This window comes from Facklamia sp. P12937 (genome assembly GCF_050409505.1).
Lineage (GTDB): Bacteria > Bacillota > Bacilli > Lactobacillales > Aerococcaceae > Facklamia.
Map to the genome: position 1 here is coordinate 13,455 of NZ_JBNUPI010000008.1, position 16,377 is coordinate 29,831.

Genomic DNA, 16,377 nt, shown 5'->3' on the forward strand with positions numbered 1-16,377 from the left:
GGCTCCTGATGTCTAATCAGCAGAAAGAAAGACAACGTTTAGATGCTTTAAAAGAAAAATTAAATAATTATGCTTACTCTTACTATGTATTGGATCAGTCATTAATTACGGATGCAGAGTATGATGAGCTGTATCAAGAATTGCTCATGATTGAAGCTAAGTATCCGGAGTGGGTCACTTTGGACTCACCTAGTCAGAGAGTGGGTGACCAGCTGTTAGAAGGTTTTCAAAAGGTTAAACATGCTCAAACCATGTACTCTTTAAGTAATGCTTTTAATGAAGCAGACATACATGCTTTTATTAAAAAGGTAGAAGAAGTGGTTGGGTCTCAGCATTCTTTTATCTGTGAGTGTAAAATCGATGGTCTTGCCATTGCCTTAACTTATGAAGATGGTTTGTTTGTTCGAGGAGCTACACGAGGTAATGGTCAAACGGGAGAAGATATTACTCAAAACCTACGAACAATCCATTCCTTACCATTACGACTGAGAAAGCCCATTTCAGGTGAATTTCGAGGAGAAGCTTATATGCCTAAAGAGGTCTTTTTAAAATTAAATGAACAAAGAGATGAGGCAGGGGAAAGTCCCTTGGCTAATCCTCGCAATGCGGCAGCTGGTGCATTGCGACAGAAAGATCCCGCAAAGGCAGCAAAGAGGCAACTAAACATATTTATGTATAATTGCTCTAGTCAATCGGATATAGAGGCAACTTCTCAAGGAGAACTCCTAGAAGAGATGGAAGCTGTTGGCTTAAGAACGAACTCTTTTAGAAAAGAATGTCATAATTTTAATGAAGTATGGGAGTTTATCCAAACGGTTGGCCAAAAAAGGCACCAATTACCCTATGAGATTGATGGAGTGGTTATTAAAGTCAATGCTTTTGAATATCAAGAAAAATTGGGGCATACTATTAAAGCGCCCCGTTGGGCAATTGCCTATAAGTTTCCAGCAGAAGTTGCTCAAACAACTTTACTTAATGTAGATTGGACAGTGGGTAGAACTGGAGTAGTTACCCCTACCGCTATTATGGAGGCTGTTCAATTGGCAGGAACTACTGTTCAAAGAGCAAGTCTTCATAATGTAGATCTTATTGAAAAACTTGATTTACATATAGGTGATCAAGTCGTTATCCATAAGGCAGGAGATATTATTCCCGAAATATTAGAGGTTGATCTAACTAAAAGAAAGCGAGATGATCGACCGGTAGCTATTCCTACCGAATGTCCACAATGTCATGAAGAGCTAGTGAAAATTAAAGATGAAGTGGCTTTAAGATGTGTTAATCCTAACTGTCCCGCCCAAAGGTTGGCTCAGATTACTCATTTTGTTTCCCGATTAGCCATGAATATTGATGGTCTGGGTGAAAAAATTGTTGAGCAATTATTGGACCATCATTTGATTGAAAATCCGGCTGATCTTTATTATCTCAAGCAAGAAGACCTTTTAAAACTTGATAAGATTAAAGAAAAGTCAGCTAACAACTTGATCCAAGCGATTAATGAGTCTAAGGATAGGGGATTAGATCGATTACTATTTGCTTTGGGAATTCGTCATGTCGGTGCAAAAGCTGCTCGCCTAATTGCCGAAGAATTTGGTACAATAGAAACAGTGATGATTGCCGAGGCAGAACAAGTCGGTCAAATTGAGGGCATAGGTGAAATCATCTCTCAATCACTGGTTCATTATTTTCAACAAGAGTCTTCATTAAAATTGATTGATCGTTTAAAAAAAATAGGTGTCAAAACCGATTTTCAAACAACCGTGATTGGCACTCAACAGACCAATGAATTTAAAGGAAAGACTATTGTTCTAACTGGTAGTATGAATGCTTATACTCGTAATGAAGCAAAGCAAATTTTACAAAATTTAGGAGCAAATGTAACCGGCTCAGTCTCAAAGAAAACAGATATATTGATTGCGGGGGCAGAAGCCGGCAGTAAATTAATAAAAGCTCGGGATTTAGGTGTTACAATCATAGATGAATCTACATTTATAGAAAAATTAGTAGAAAGTGGAATTAACGATGCAAAATAAATTGAAATGTATCACATTGCTAACCTGTCTTACTTTATTGTCAGGTTGCTTAAATAATTTAGAGGTAAAAAAAGAAGAAGCAGAACTGACACCTGAGAAGGTGATGGCCAGGTCAACTTCTAACCAATTAGCTAATGAAAATTATCGAGCTGTAATAACAGATGGTAAGTATCAACTCGGCCCCTCAGCTAGTGCAGACTACACATTATCTTCAACGGGCAATGCCTTTGCTTTCGAAGATGGTCTGTTACGTTTGTCACGAGAGGTGTTTCCTACCGATCAATACTTTTTACAAGAAGGCCAATTGATTGATGGTGATACACTGACTTCTTGGGTAGGCAGAGAAGCAGACAATAATCCAGCAGGCTTAAACCCTGCTATCCCTGTCGATAGTGGTGGTGCTAATCGTGAAACAACATCTTCTGACACTGATACTACTGTTGAGAATCAATCCCCTACTATTGAAGAAGCGACAGTAACTTCGGTTTTAGAAGATGGTCAAGAGGTTATGGTTGATGTAGAGGGTAATATCATTGATGAGAACGCCGGTAGGCCAGATCAGGTTGTCACTCAGGTTCAATCTACGCCTATTTACTTATCGCAAATTTTAGAAAAAAATATTATGGTTGAAACTGAAACAGGGTACAAGCTAGCAGGTATTGTTCTTGGCTTATCCATGAATTCGCGTTATGAGTACACCGACCCAGAGGGGGTTGTTTACGAAGAAGAAATCTCTATGGGAGAAATGCGTGAGCGCGGAAGAGCTTATGCTAATATAATTGTGGGTCGTTTAAGAGCAACCGAAGAATTGAGATCTATTCCTATTCTAGTGGGTATATACCGACAGGCACCTTCTGATGAAATTGTAGGGGGTAGTTTTGTCTTGGATGGTATTTCACGTGAGGGAAATGCGGTTTCTGATTGGAAAGAGCTTAATGAATACCGAGTTGCTCTACCTATGACTGATTCAGGTGTCGAAGCAGAAAAATACGCTTATTTTGATAATTTTTCTAAAGGCATTCGTGAGTTTTTCCCCAATCTGAATGGTATTTCCGGTCAAGTATTATATGCAGACGATCAGTTGAAAACATTAGATATTGAAATAGTCACACAGTTTTATCAAACAACAGAAATTACTGCTTTAAGTCAGCATGTGCTGGACACTGCGCAGAAAACATTACCTGAGAACATAGCAATTGAGATTAAAATTGTTTCTAATGCGGATACAGAAGCTTATATAGGTAGAAATGCAGGAGAAACGGAGTATCAATCACATATATTTAGACAATAAGAAGAGGGGGAAAAGAATGATTACACGCGAGGAAATTAAGCATGTTGCAAAATTAGCCAAATTAAGTTTTAGTGAGGAAGAACTGGACCAATTTGCTCCAAATATCCAAGAGATTGTTGAAATGGTTGAGCATTTACAAGAGGTGAACACGGAAGGTGTCGAGCCGACTTATCATGGTAACCAGTTGAAGAATGTTTATCGTGAAGATATCGCAGTCCCTAATCCGTCTTATCGAGCCTTATTGGATAATGCCCCAACAGTAAATGAAGGCTATATTCAAGTACCAGTGATTATCGAAGATGAAAAAGGAGATTAAGATGAAAAAATTCCCAACAACCATTACTGAGATGAAAAAAGGGCTAGAATCAGGAACATTTACAGCTGTCGAATTGCTTGAACATACCTACCGGCAAATTGAGACTTTGGAGAGTGCTGTTCAATCCTTTTTAAATTATGAAGATTTTAAAGAGCCGGCTTTTGAAGTGGCTAAAGCTGCAGATGAAGAAGGCTATTCGAATAATGATTCAAAATTATTAAAAGGCATTCCTATAGCAATCAAAGATAATATTTTAACAGCTGATTTTAAAACAACTGCAGCCAGTAAAATGCTTGAAGATTTTGTGCCAACTTATGATGCCTTTGTTATAAAACAATTAAAAAAGGCAGGAGCCATTATAGTGGGTAAGGTTAACCTAGATGAGTTCGCTATGGGAGGATCTACTGAAAATTCCTATTTTAAAACAAGTAAAAATCCTTGGGATCTTGAAAGAGTACCAGGAGGCTCTTCGGGGGGGTCGTCAGCAGCCGTAAGCGCTAGACAGGTGCCAGCAGCTTTAGGAACCGATACCGGTGGTTCGATTCGTCAACCTGCCTCTTATACAGGTATTGTTGGAATGAAGCCAACTTATGGTCGTGTTTCTCGTCATGGAGTGATCGCTTTTGCTTCTAGTCTTGATCAAGTCGGACCGATGACTTTAACAGTTGAAGATAACGCTTTACTTTTACAAGTGATTGCGGGGCATGATCCAAATGATGCGACCAGTTTAGCCGACGAAAAATTAGATTTTAGCAGTTTGATTGGTCAATCCATTGAAGGCAAGCGAATTGCTTTTCCTAAAGAATATCAATCAGAGGTCATTGATGCGGATGTTCGTCAAGCAATGGAAAAAGCAGCTGATTATTTTACAAGTAAAGGAGCAATCGTTGAAGAAGTTTCTCTTCCTCACTCTGAGTACGGGATTAATGTTTATTACATACTAGCTTCTGCGGAAGCTTCATCTAATTTACAGCGTTATGACGGTATTCGCTACGGTTATCGTTCAAAAGCAGCTGAAAATTTAGAAGAAATCTACTTAAAATCTCGCTCTGAAGGCTTTGGTCCTGAAGTCAAGCGACGATTAATGGTAGGGACTTATTCTTTAAGCTCAGGCGCCTATGATAAATTCTTCAAGAAGGCAGCGCAAGTGCGCTCATTAATTATTCAAGACTTTAAAGAAGTATTTGATCAATTCGATCTTATTATGGGACCGGTCACTAATTCGACAGCTTACAAAATTGGTGAACGCATTTCAGATCCGCTCAAAATGTATGTGGCAGATTTGTTGACAATCCCGGTTAATTTGGCTGGAATACCCAGCCTATCTGTACCTGCCGGCTTTGATAGCAAGGGCTTGCCTATTGGAATGGCACTCACAGGCCCAGTGGATAGCGAAGCCTTACTTTACCAAATGGCTTATGATTTTGAGCAAGGTCACGACTTTGTTAAGCAAGCACCTAAACTATAGGAGGATCTAGATGAATTTTGAAACAGTAATCGGACTTGAAGTCCATGTGGAATTAAAAACCCAATCTAAAATCTTTTCTTCCTCACCTGTTGGCTTCGGTGTGGATCCCAACGCCAATACCAATGAGAAAGATTGGGGCTATCCGGGAGCGTTACCGACTATGAATCGCCAAGCGATAGAATACGGAATGAAAGCTTCTCTAGCTTTAAATTGCCAGGTAGCTAAGCAGATGAAGTTTGATCGTAAAAATTATTTTTACCCGGATAATCCATCTGCCTACCAAATTTCTCAATTTGATCAACCGGTCGGGTCTAATGGATACCTGGATATTGAAGTAGAAGGAAAAAAACGTCGGATACGTATTGAACGTGTTCATTTGGAAGAAGATGCAGGAAAAAACACACACGGAGTGGACGGCTATTCATATGTTGATTTAAATCGCCAAGGTACGCCATTAATTGAAATTGTTACCGAAGCAGATATTCGTTCCCCTAAAGAGGCCCACGCCTTTCTAGAAGCCTTACGGGAGAGAATAATGTATACAGGCGTTTCGGATGTGAAAATGGAAGAGGGCTCTTTACGCTGCGATGGTAATATTTCAATTCGACCTTTTGGCCAAGAAGCTTTCGGGACAAAAACTGAAATCAAGAACTTAAATTCCTTTAATTATGTTCGCAAAGGTTTAGAGTTTGAAGAAAAACGTCAGGAAAATATTTTAAGATCTGGTGGTATCATTTATCAAGAAACACGTCGTTATGACGAGAAAACAGGACAAACGATTCTAATGCGTACTAAAGAGGGGGCGGCAGATTACCGCTACTTCCCTGAACCAGATCTACCACCGGTAACTATTTCACAAGAATGGATTGATCAAGTCCAGCAAACGATGCCAGAAATGCCAGAAGTGCGTCGTAAAAAGTATGTTGAGAATTATCAGCTTCCGGAATACGATGCCATGGTCTTAACCCTTCAAAAGGAAATGTCAGATTTCTTTGAAGAAACTATTCAAGAAGGAGCAGATGCAAAGCAAGCTTCCAACTGGTTAATGGGAGAAGTATCTGCTTATCTAAATGCACAACAGCTTGAGCTTTCTCAAACAGGTTTAACTCCTAAGAATTTAGCAGAAATGATCCAACTAATTGATAAAGGAACAATTTCTTCCAAAATTGCCAAAAAACTCTTCAAAATATTAGCTCAAGAAGGGGGCAACGCTAAAGAAATTGTTGAAGCTCAAGGAATGGCTCAACTTTCAGATCCAGCCCAATTGAAACCTTTGATTGAAGATATTATTGAAAATAATCCACAATCCGTTGAAGACTATAAGAATGGAAAAGATCGAGCTGTTGGATTTTTTGTAGGACAAGTTATGAAAAAAACTAAAGGTCAAGCAAACCCCCAAGTCGTTAATGAGTTAATCCTTGAAAAATTGCAAACAATGTAGCTATAAGGAATCATAAACGAGACAAGTGAAAACCGACATTTGTGTCGTTTTTACTGGATTCAAACAATTATAAGAAAAGCCATTTATAAAAGAAGATAGGAAGTGTAAAAATGAAAAATATCATATCGTCATTATTAATGACAATCGTCGGAACATTCTTAGTCGCATTAGCTATCAACTTAGTATCTTTACCGAACGAGTTGGGAGATGGCGGAGTTACTGGTTTTACCCTCTTTCTTCACTATACTCTAAACTTTGATATTCCTAAGACCGCCTTCGTTTTAAACGTGATTATTCTGATTATTGGTTGGAAGTTATTGAGTAAAATGACGATTGTTTATACGCTCTTATCAATTGCTGCACTTTCGTTTTTTTTAAAAGTCGTTCAGCCTACCCCTTTCATTCCAGATAACCAATTAGTTGCTCCTTTAGTATCAGGGGTAATTATGGGAACAGGATTGGGAATTGTCATTCGTGGCGGTGGATCAACCGGAGGTACAGATATTCTTGCTTTAATTTTGAATAAGTATGTTGGAATTAGCGTTTCAAATGCTTTACTAATATTTGATGGAGTGATTATTTCCTTATTATTTTTTGCGATTGGTCTAGAAAAAGGCGCTATTTCCATTGTTGGGATTCTCCTGTATAGCCGAATCTTAAACTTCTGGGTTACAGGTTACAATCCTAAAAATGCACTGTTTGTTATTTCAGAAAAACATGAAGAAATTGGTAATGAAATTATGGATAAAGTTAAGCGCGGGGTTACTATCTTCTCTGGTTATGGCTTCTACTCAAAGGCTCAACGACAAATATTATATGTGGTGGTTTCCAATCGTCAGCTAATGGCGGTTAAAAAGATTGTTCATAATATTGACCCTAAAGCATTTATTGCGGTTAACGATGTTCAACAAGTGGATGGTGAAGGCTTTACCTTCTTACGTGAACCTGAAGAAATGACTTTAGAGACTGACGAAAGTATTTTAAATACAAATGGCTAATATAATGCTTTCTATTTCTTAAGAATAATTATAAAAACCTTGCATGATTTGGCACTGCACCCCATAAATGGGACAGAATAAAGAACACCTTTGTTAGGCTGTTTGTTGTCGGTATTGAACCGGTGACACCTAGCCTAATTTTTGTTGAACTCGCTTATGATTAACAGTTTTTTCTGTTTATAAGTTGATTAAATGGGTGATTTTACGGTAACCATAGGTGAAAGGCTGTTTCTTACATAATTGTCCAATTTTAATTTTCCCTTCATTTTCTAGGTTAGCATTTATACGAACTTTCCAACGATAATAAGTAGATCGAGCGGATCCCTAAGCAGGAGAGGATTAAACTCACCGAATCATGCGGTTTTAAACTTTCAACCGTTTCGACGACCACTTTTGGTACCCACTCCTCTTCAACTCTTTGTGTTTTTTAGGACATCCATCGCTGCTTGATGACGTTTTAATTTGATTTTGAGTGGATCTATCTCGCTAAGTTCTTCTAATCCTTTGCCATAAGTCTATTCTTTACCTCCAGCTTGATTGAAGCGCTAGGTTTGACCTTAACGATCCCAACGCCAGCAAGTTTTTACTTGAGATGTGTTCTTAATGTTTAATTCATTCATTATTTGTTTATTAGTCCGGCTTTCATTTTTCAATTCAATACATTTCCATTTTGTTTCTGCAGAATAAGCTAGGTGATTAACCCTAATCAAACACCTCCATTAAATTCATTTCACACGAATTCAACGGAGGTGTTTTTATGTTTGTCTCACTATTCGGGGTCAGTGCCAATTATGCAAGGTTTTTCTTATCAGTTATTAGAATCATTAAGAAATTCGAGAATTCGTTTTGAGGTCGGACGGGAAATGCCCAATCTACGCAGAGTGTCTACATCAGATTCTTTAATTTTTTGTAATGATTTAAAGTGTTTTAAAAGTTTAGAGCGTGTAGCCGGGCCAACTCCTGGTATAGTATCTAAAATAGAAGCCACCTGACTCTTAGCACGTACTTTTCGGTGATAAGATATTGCATACCGATGAACTTCTTCTTGCACTCTTTGAATAAAGTGGAAGGCTTGGGAACGCGGATCAAGGTCGACTATCTTTTCAGTGTAACCTTCCAGTAAGGAGGCCGTCTTGTGTTTATCATTTTTAACCATACCGACTACGGGGATAGCTAATCCTAACTCATTTTCCAAGACATCTCTAGCGGCTCTTACTTGTATAATCCCTCCATCCATCAAAATTAAATCAGGTAATGGTTTATTTTCTTTGAGCAAGCGAGTGTAACGACGCCTGATTACTTCTTGAGAATGAGCAAATTCATTGGCTCCATCTCCACTCTTAATCTTAAATTTACGGTAATTTTTGCGATCTGGTTTACCCTCTTGATAAACAACCATCCCCGAGACCGTATGAACACCTTGGATATGTGAGTGGTCAAATGCTTCAATATGATTAGCCTGTTCAATTTGAAGGGCCTCTGCTAACTCTTCGATGGCGCCCAGCGTTTTACGTGTGCTAGCTTCAATTAAGCGGAATTTCTCATCTAAAGCTAATTTAGCATTTTTTTCACACAAATCGAGCATTGCCTTTTTCTTTCCTCTAAGAGGTGTTTGAACAGGAATTTCAAAGACTTCTTCTAAAACCTCTTGATCAACAGAAGCAGGGACTAAGATAGCTTTTGGAATAACATTATATTGCTCTTTATAGAAGCGAGCAATATAAGTTGTTAGTTCATGATCTGGTTCTTTTTCACCATAACTAGGAAAAAGAGCAGCTTTACGTTTAAGAATAGAACCCTGTCTTAACATAAAGGTTTGTATAGATATCCATCCCCTATCATAATAGAAATTAAAGACATCCATATTATCATAATCTTGACTCATAATAGCTTGTCTTTCAACGGTTGTCTCAATATATTCAATCTGATCGCGTAAATCAGCAGCTTGTTCAAATTCTAGCTTATCAGCTGCTTCAGACATCTTGCGCTTCAAGTCGTTTTTAATTGGACCGACTTCACCATTAAAGAAACGTTTAATCCGATTAATTTGCTTTTGGTAGGTTTCTTTTGAAACGGGATGATCACAACAACCAATACACTGTCCCAAATGGTAGTAAAAGCAAGCGCGCTTTTCATTTTTACCACAACGTCTTAGAGGATAAATTTTATGTAATAATTGTTGAGTGGCTGTAGCGGCTTGTACGTTTGGAAAAGGTCCAAAATAATGTCCGCCATCCTTAAGAACTCGATTGGTAATAATTAATTGAGGGTCCTTTTCATTAGTTATTTTTAAATAAGGATACATACTGCCATCTTTAAGTTTTATATTGTATTGCGGCTTGTATTGTTGAATCAAATTAATTTCAAGGATCAAAGCTTCTTTGTTAGAATTGGTAACAATTGTTTCAAAATGATGAATCTCAGAAACCAGTTTTGCTGTTTTACTATCATGGGCTCCTCTGAAATAAGATCGCACGCGGTTTTTTAAGTTTTTAGCTTTACCCACATAAATAATTTTATCATTAGCATCTTTCATTAAGTAGCATCCGGGCAATTCAGGTAATAAAGGGAGTCTTTGTTCAATATTATGTCGTATTTCTTCAGGGCTTTCTTTAGGCAAGGATGGGTCTCCTTTCTAGAGTTTTTTTTGATTAGGGAGTTGTTGGATTACTTTTTCATATGAGCGGGGGACTCTTTTTTCAATAAGATATTTTTCAGTAATAAATTGCTTTTTATTGTTAAAGTGTCCGTATATAAGAATCTGATCTCCCACCATAACCTCATACATAAAAGTTAAAGCTTTACGGGCAATCAAAGCAGTAAATTCTTGGTTTATTAAGTCAATAGGATTTAATGGATGCTTGATTAGTTTCAATTTAAATAAGACCAATGTCGGATCACTGGCCTTAATTAATTTTTGATAAATGACGATCCCTTTATATTGAAATTTCTTAGTCATTTGGATGCTCCTTAAATTCACTTAGATATAGTATAGCAAAAGCAGTCAAAAAAGTTTATTTTTAAATCGTTTTCAGCATATTCACGCTGTGTTATAATAAAAATAATAAATAAAAAAGGATGTGGAAGCATGAAATTCAATGAATTCGAATATAAAAGACCAGATATGTCTCTTTTAAAACAGTCATTCCAACAGCAAATTGAGGGAATCAAAAAAGCTGAATCGGCTGAGGATGCACTTGCAGCGGTTAAGGCCATTCAAGACATTCAAAGAGATATTGAAACGAATTCAACATTAACTTCAATTCGTCATTCAGTGGATACCCGTGATCAATTCTATTCAGATGAAACGGATTTCTGGGATGAAAACTCACCCCTTATTAGTGAGTGGGAAAGTGACTATTATCGAGCTACACTTGGCTCACCTTATCGTAAAGAATTAGAAGAAGAACTACCTCACACTTTCTTTAAGTTAGCAGAAAATCATTTGAAAATCTTTTCTCCAGAAATTATACCGCTATTACAAAAGGAAAATCGTTTGGTATCAGAGTATGGTAAGTTAAAAGCTTCTGCTGAAATTGAGTATAAAGGTGAAATTTATAACTTATCAAGTATTGGCGCCTTTACTCAAGATGCTGATCGAAAAGTACGTAAAGAAACTTCTGAGTTAATTACTGATTGGTATTTAGAACGCCAAGATGAGTTTGATCGTATTTATGATCAATTAGTTAAAACGCGTCACGAAATTGCAACAAAGCTAGGTTTTAAAGATTTTGTTGAAGTGGGTTATGCGCGTATGGCACGTTTAGACTATGACCGTAAGGACGTTGAAGTCTATCGCAAAGAAGTGCAAAAACATGTCGTACCTTTAGCTGAGAAACTATTTGAACGTCAGCGTGAACGTCTAGGTTTGGATAAGCTAGCCTTTTATGACTTAGGTCTAACTTTCCCTACAGGCAATGCCAAACCTGAAGGAAGTCCAGAAGAGATTGTTGCTAAAGGTGTTGAAATGTACCATGAATTATCACCAGAAACAGGTGAGTTCATTGACTTATTAATTGAATACGATGTTTTAGATTTAGAGTCTAAACCAGGTAAAGATACAGGTGGTTATTGTACGTATCTACCAAATTACAAGACGCCTTATATTTTTGCCAACTTTAATGGTACATCACACGACGTTGAAGTATTGACTCACGAGGCAGGCCATGCCTTCCAAGTTTATAATTCAAGATGGATTCAAACCCCTGAAGCTGTATGGCCAACTTTAGAGTCTTGTGAGATTCATTCAATGTCAATGGAATTTTTAACTTGGCCATGGATGAAAAACTTCTTTGGTGATAGCATTGAGAAGTTTAAGTATCAACATTTAGCTGGAGCTGTTCAATTTATTCCTTATGGTGTTTGTGTGGACCACTTCCAACATGAAGTATATGAAAATCCAAACATGACACCAGAAGAACGTCGTCAAACTTGGAGAAAATTAGAAAAAATTTACAACCCTTGGATTGATTACCAAGGCAATGAGTTCTATGAAAATGGAGGCTGGTGGTTCAAACAATTGCACATCTTCACTATGCCTTTCTATTATATTGATTATACTTTGGCTCAAGTATGTGCTTTCCAATTCTGGAAACGTAGCCAAGTAGATCATGATCCAAAAGCTTGGGAAGATTATTTGAATATTTGTAAGGTTGGGGGAACTCAGACTTTCACAGAAATTATTGCAACAGGGAACTTGAAGTCACCATTTGAACCTGGCAATCTTGCGGATACTTTAGCAAGTATAGAGGCCTACCTCGACCAAGTCGATGAAGAAACTTTAAGAAAATAATGGTGATCCTAAAGGAGCGTTTGTCATGTTGAACTATGCGACGATCGGTAGCTCATGGATTACTGAGCAAATGATGAATGCGGCTCGGTTAACACAGCGTTACCATCTCACAGCGGTTTATTCACGTTATCTTGACTCGGCTAAACAGCTTGCACAAAAACATGATGCCGATTATTTTACCAATGAATTAAATAATATTCTCTATGATCCTAAAATCGAAGTGATTTATATCGCTAGTCCTAACTCCTTTCATTTTCAGCAGGCTATCCAAGCTGTAAAAGCAAAAAAGCATGTAATTATTGAAAAACCTATGGTAACCTCCTCGGCTCAATGGCATGAGCTCTATTCACTCGCTGACGAAGTCGGAGTTTATGTATTTGAAGCGGCAATGCACTATCATAGTCGAAATTATAGTCGTTTGAAGCCTTTAATTAAACATAAAATGAAAGAGTTGGACAGTCCTTTATATGGTGCTAACTTTAATATGGGACAATACTCTTCTCGCTATGAAACTTACTTAGAATCCAAAGAAAAGGGTTGGCAAGTTCCGAATGTTTTTAATGCTGATTTTCATGGTGGTTCCTTGATGGATTTAGGTGTCTATCCTTTATACATAGCGCTCGACTTATTTGGTCTTCCTGAATCTGTTTACTATCATGCGATAGATGATGGACGACAAGTTGATTTGTTTGGTACAGTCATTTTAAAGTATGCTCAAACACAAGTTTCAATCTTTTTGTCCAAGACTGTTCATTCTTTGATGCCGAGTGAAATTTATATTGGCCAAGAAACTTTTATCATTAATGATATCTCACGCTTAACCAAGGTGAGTTTAGTTAACACAGAGGGTAAGAAGGCCCAAATCATAGATTATTTACCAGCTAATCCAATGTTTGATGAGTTATTAAGCTTTTCAGATATGATCCTTGAAGAAAAAACAATTCATCAAGAAATATTGTATGAGAACTGGAGACAATTATCCTTGCAAGTGGTTCAAGTTCTTGAGTTATTACGTCAGTCAGCTAAACTATTATAAGACCCTTGAACGGTTAGAAGTCAATGACTTTTAGCCGTTCTTTCATGAAGAAGGAGATTGTATGAAGGAATTATCAAATACACAATTAAAAAAACACTGGCAAGAAAAACATTTTTCCGAGGCAACACCTATTCAAAAACAAGTCTATCCCTACCTTAAAAATGAAGAGCCGGTTGTAGCTATTTCGCCAACTGGTACGGGAAAAACACTGGCCTATTTGCTTCCTATCCTAGAAAAGATTGAAGTAAACCAACATCTACAAGCCATCATATTTGCCCCTACTCAAGAATTAGCTCAGCAGATTTTTTTAGTGGTGGATGAATGGAGCCGATTACTTGGAATGACTTCTATGAGTATTGTTGGCGGTGCTAATGTCAAAAGACAAATTGAAAAATTAAAAAATAAACCGGAGCTTATTGTGGCAACTCCTGGACGTTTTAATGAGTTACTAAAGCAAACATCTAAACTGAAGGTTCACACGGTTAAATGGATTGTCTATGATGAAGCAGACTATCTTTTTTCAAAAGGTGAGCAGCAAATAGCAGACATTGAAATGATTGAGAAACACCTCATGAGAGATATTAAACGCTATTATTTTTCAGCTACTAAAAGTAAAGATTTTCTTGATTATTTACAAGCAAAAAATTATGAATATGATCGTTTAGAAATTTCAATGCATTCAGCCAATATGCAAACTGAACATTTGTACCTAGAAGTTAACAATCGACAAAAAACAAATATGTTAAAACGTTTGGCTCAAATTGAAAGCATGCAAGCGATTGTCTTTTTTGATCAAATTAGTGAGTTAGAAAGAGCTGCTGCAAAAATGATTTTTGAAAATTTATCCATATCTGTACTTCATAGTCAATTAACCAATCGAGAAAGACAAATGGCCTTAGAACAGTTTAGACAGCAAAAAACAATCTATTTATTAACGACGGATTTAGCTTCTAGAGGACTTGATATAGAAGGAATACCTTATGTTATTCATTATCATCCAGCACGAGATGTGCGTACTTATTATCATCGTTCAGGAAGAACTGGACGCATGGGGAATGAGGGATGTGCTATTTCACTGGTCAATCAACAAGAAGCTATAGACCTAAAAAATATGCTTGATGACAGTAGTATTCACTTAGAAGAAAGAGTGCTTTATGATCGTAAATTATTAAATGAATGGCCTGAGGAGGAAGAAATAAAACGGTCTAGTAAACGAATAACTAAGAGTAAATCACATCCAAAAAAACCAAAAACAGCAGTCAAAGCTAAAAAGAAAAATCGTAAGCGTAATACTAAAAACATTGGGAAACCGCGCAAAAGGGAAAAATAAAAGCTTTACCTAAATTTTACAATAAATTTACAGTATCTTTTTATCATTGCGTTATAATAATTATTAAGATAGGACATTAAGGTAAAGGAGAAGTGAAATGAGAATTTTAATAGCAACAGAAACATTTGTACCTGCTACAGATGGTATCTGTACACGCCTTGCTCATATGACAATTGCTATGAAGGACTTGGGTCATGAAATAATTGTCGTATCACCTGATTTAGGAATTACTGAGTATAAGGGTGTAGAAGTGATACCGATGGATTCTTTTAACTTTCCTTTATACAAATCACGTCCTTGGGGTTTACCTTCTCGCAAAATGAAAACAATTATTCAAAATTTTAAACCTGATATTATTCATGCAGTCAATCCGTTTTTCATGGTAACTTCTGCTGTTAAATATGCTAAGCAATTGGGAATTCCTTTATTAGCTTCCTACCATACACACTTGCCTGATTATCTTGATTCCTATAATTTACCGCTCTTGAAACCAATTCTATGGGATTATATTCGCTTTTGGCATAATGACGCTGATTTAAATGTTACTGTTTCAGAAAGTTTAAAAGTAGAATTAATCCAACAGGGGATAGCTGCTGAAGGAGTTATGCCGCGTGGTATTGACCTTAAAAAGAGGCATCCTAAGTTTTTTGATCAGAATTTATATAACAAATGGACTTTTGGATTAGATAATCAAAAACTACTAGTCTATGTTGGACGACTTGCTGCTGAAAAAGATTTAGATCATTTATTACCAATCCTTTCTTACCGAGAGGATATCTGTTTAGCAATTGTTGGGGATGGTCCAGAGCGCCAATATTTAGAAGAATTATTTACAGGCACAAAAACGACCTTCACTGGCTTTTTAACTGGAGAAGACTTGTCTAAGGCATATGCAACAGGAGACGCCTTTATATTCCCATCTGTTTCAGAAACTTTTGGCTTAGTTATTTCAGAATCGATGGCTTCAGGAGTTCCGGTAATCGCTGCTGAAAATGGTCCTACCCTAGAACAAATTACTCCCAACCAAACAGGAATGATTTATCAATCAGGGAATATAAAGTCATTAATGGAAGCTTTAAAGATTTTAGATAATCCTTTAAAGCTTAAGAAAATGGGGTTAAGAGCCCGTCGAGAAGCTGAAAAATATTCATGGAAAAACGCCACCAGCATGCTGTTAAATTATTATGAAGAAACAATTCATCTTAGTTCTCAAAAACTCTCACATCTTAGTAAATTAGTAAATCAATAAAAGAGCAGCTCATCAAACGCTTAATAGGGTAAGGACAAAACAAAGGATTCGCAAAATGTAGTAATTTGTTATATAATTTATATAGAAATGAAAGAAAGAAGGTATAATTATGGGACTTATTATGACTTTAATTGTTGGAGGAATCATTGGATGGTTAGCAGGTATGGTTCTAGGTAAAGATATTCCTGGGGGAGTTATTGGAAATATCATTGCTGGTATCATCGGTTCATGGATAGGTGGTCAATTCTTCTCTAATTTTGGCCCTGTAGTATCTGGCATTGCTATTTTCCCATCATTAATTGGAGCGATTATTCTGATTGCAGTAGTATCCTTTGTCTTAAAGAAAACAAGATAAGTTGATTAGCTTAACACTTAGGCGGGTTCATTGAACCTGCCTTTTTTTCTTTATTTACTGATATTCTT

The 16,377-nt window shown here is 36.9% G+C and carries 13 protein-coding genes; 11 read left to right on the plus strand and 2 right to left on the minus strand.

From position 1 onward, the window contains the following. Positions 1 to 8 precede the first annotated feature (8 nt). The 6 genes from ligA to ACQV2R_RS04115 all read left to right on the plus strand — a co-directional run bounded on the left by ligA (position 9) and on the right by ACQV2R_RS04115 (position 7,547). Entirely contained in the window at positions 9 to 2,033 is a 2,025-nt protein-coding gene (ligA, locus tag ACQV2R_RS04090) for an NAD-dependent DNA ligase LigA (protein ID WP_428873563.1), read from the plus strand. Continuing rightward, positions 2,023 to 3,324 carry a CamS family sex pheromone protein gene (locus ACQV2R_RS04095; protein ID WP_428891860.1) on the plus strand — a complete coding sequence of 434 codons (1,302 nt, stop codon included), beginning with the start codon at positions 2,023 to 2,025 and terminating at the stop codon, positions 3,322 to 3,324. Before ligA ends, ACQV2R_RS04095 begins: the two co-directional genes overlap by 11 nt. Positions 3,325 to 3,340: 16 nt before the next feature. Next, positions 3,341 to 3,640 (plus strand): Asp-tRNA(Asn)/Glu-tRNA(Gln) amidotransferase subunit GatC, encoded by a 300-nt coding sequence (gatC, locus tag ACQV2R_RS04100; RefSeq protein WP_428873565.1) that lies wholly within the window; start codon positions 3,341 to 3,343, stop codon positions 3,638 to 3,640. A gap of 1 nt (position 3,641) precedes the next feature. Beyond that, complete coding sequence (gene gatA, locus ACQV2R_RS04105) at positions 3,642 to 5,108, plus strand: Asp-tRNA(Asn)/Glu-tRNA(Gln) amidotransferase subunit GatA (RefSeq protein WP_428873566.1); 1,467 nt, start codon at positions 3,642 to 3,644, stop codon at positions 5,106 to 5,108. Positions 5,109 to 5,118: 10 nt separating this feature from the next. After that, positions 5,119 to 6,549 (plus strand): Asp-tRNA(Asn)/Glu-tRNA(Gln) amidotransferase subunit GatB, encoded by a 1,431-nt coding sequence (gene gatB / locus ACQV2R_RS04110; RefSeq protein WP_428891861.1) that lies wholly within the window; start codon positions 5,119 to 5,121, stop codon positions 6,547 to 6,549. Positions 6,550 to 6,659: 110 nt separating this feature from the next. Further along, positions 6,660 to 7,547 (plus strand): YitT family protein, encoded by an 888-nt coding sequence (locus ACQV2R_RS04115; RefSeq protein ID WP_428873568.1) that lies wholly within the window; start codon positions 6,660 to 6,662, stop codon positions 7,545 to 7,547. Between the two features lie 808 nt (positions 7,548 to 8,355). Here the strand turns inward: ACQV2R_RS04115 and uvrC are convergent. Then, entirely contained in the window at positions 8,356 to 10,167 is a 1,812-nt protein-coding gene (gene uvrC / locus ACQV2R_RS04120) for an excinuclease ABC subunit UvrC (protein ID WP_428874873.1), read from the minus strand. A 15-nt stretch (positions 10,168 to 10,182) separates the two neighbouring features. Continuing rightward, positions 10,183 to 10,506 carry a hypothetical protein gene (locus tag ACQV2R_RS04125; protein ID WP_428873570.1) on the minus strand — a complete coding sequence of 108 codons (324 nt, stop codon included), beginning with the start codon at positions 10,504 to 10,506 and terminating at the stop codon, positions 10,183 to 10,185. Between the two features lie 129 nt (positions 10,507 to 10,635). Between ACQV2R_RS04125 and ACQV2R_RS04130 the strand changes: the two genes are divergently transcribed. The 5 genes from ACQV2R_RS04130 to ACQV2R_RS04150 all read left to right on the plus strand — a co-directional run bounded on the left by ACQV2R_RS04130 (position 10,636) and on the right by ACQV2R_RS04150 (position 16,309). After that, positions 10,636 to 12,339: a M3 family oligoendopeptidase gene (locus tag ACQV2R_RS04130; RefSeq protein ID WP_428873571.1), complete on the plus strand. Its 1,704-nt coding sequence runs from the start codon at positions 10,636 to 10,638 to the stop codon at positions 12,337 to 12,339. A gap of 25 nt (positions 12,340 to 12,364) precedes the next feature. Continuing rightward, complete coding sequence (locus ACQV2R_RS04135) at positions 12,365 to 13,375, plus strand: Gfo/Idh/MocA family protein (protein ID WP_428873572.1); 1,011 nt, start codon at positions 12,365 to 12,367, stop codon at positions 13,373 to 13,375. 61 nt (positions 13,376 to 13,436) lie between these two features. After that, entirely contained in the window at positions 13,437 to 14,705 is a 1,269-nt protein-coding gene (locus ACQV2R_RS04140) for a DEAD/DEAH box helicase (RefSeq protein ID WP_428885011.1), read from the plus strand. A gap of 97 nt (positions 14,706 to 14,802) precedes the next feature. Then, positions 14,803 to 15,954, plus strand: coding sequence for a glycosyltransferase family 4 protein (locus ACQV2R_RS04145; RefSeq protein ID WP_428891862.1), 1,152 nt, complete (start codon positions 14,803 to 14,805; stop codon positions 15,952 to 15,954). Positions 15,955 to 16,063: 109 nt separating this feature from the next. Beyond that, a complete protein-coding gene (locus ACQV2R_RS04150) occupies positions 16,064 to 16,309 on the plus strand; it encodes a GlsB/YeaQ/YmgE family stress response membrane protein (RefSeq protein WP_428873575.1) in 246 nt (81 codons plus the stop codon). The last annotated feature ends 68 nt before the right edge of the window (positions 16,310 to 16,377 follow it).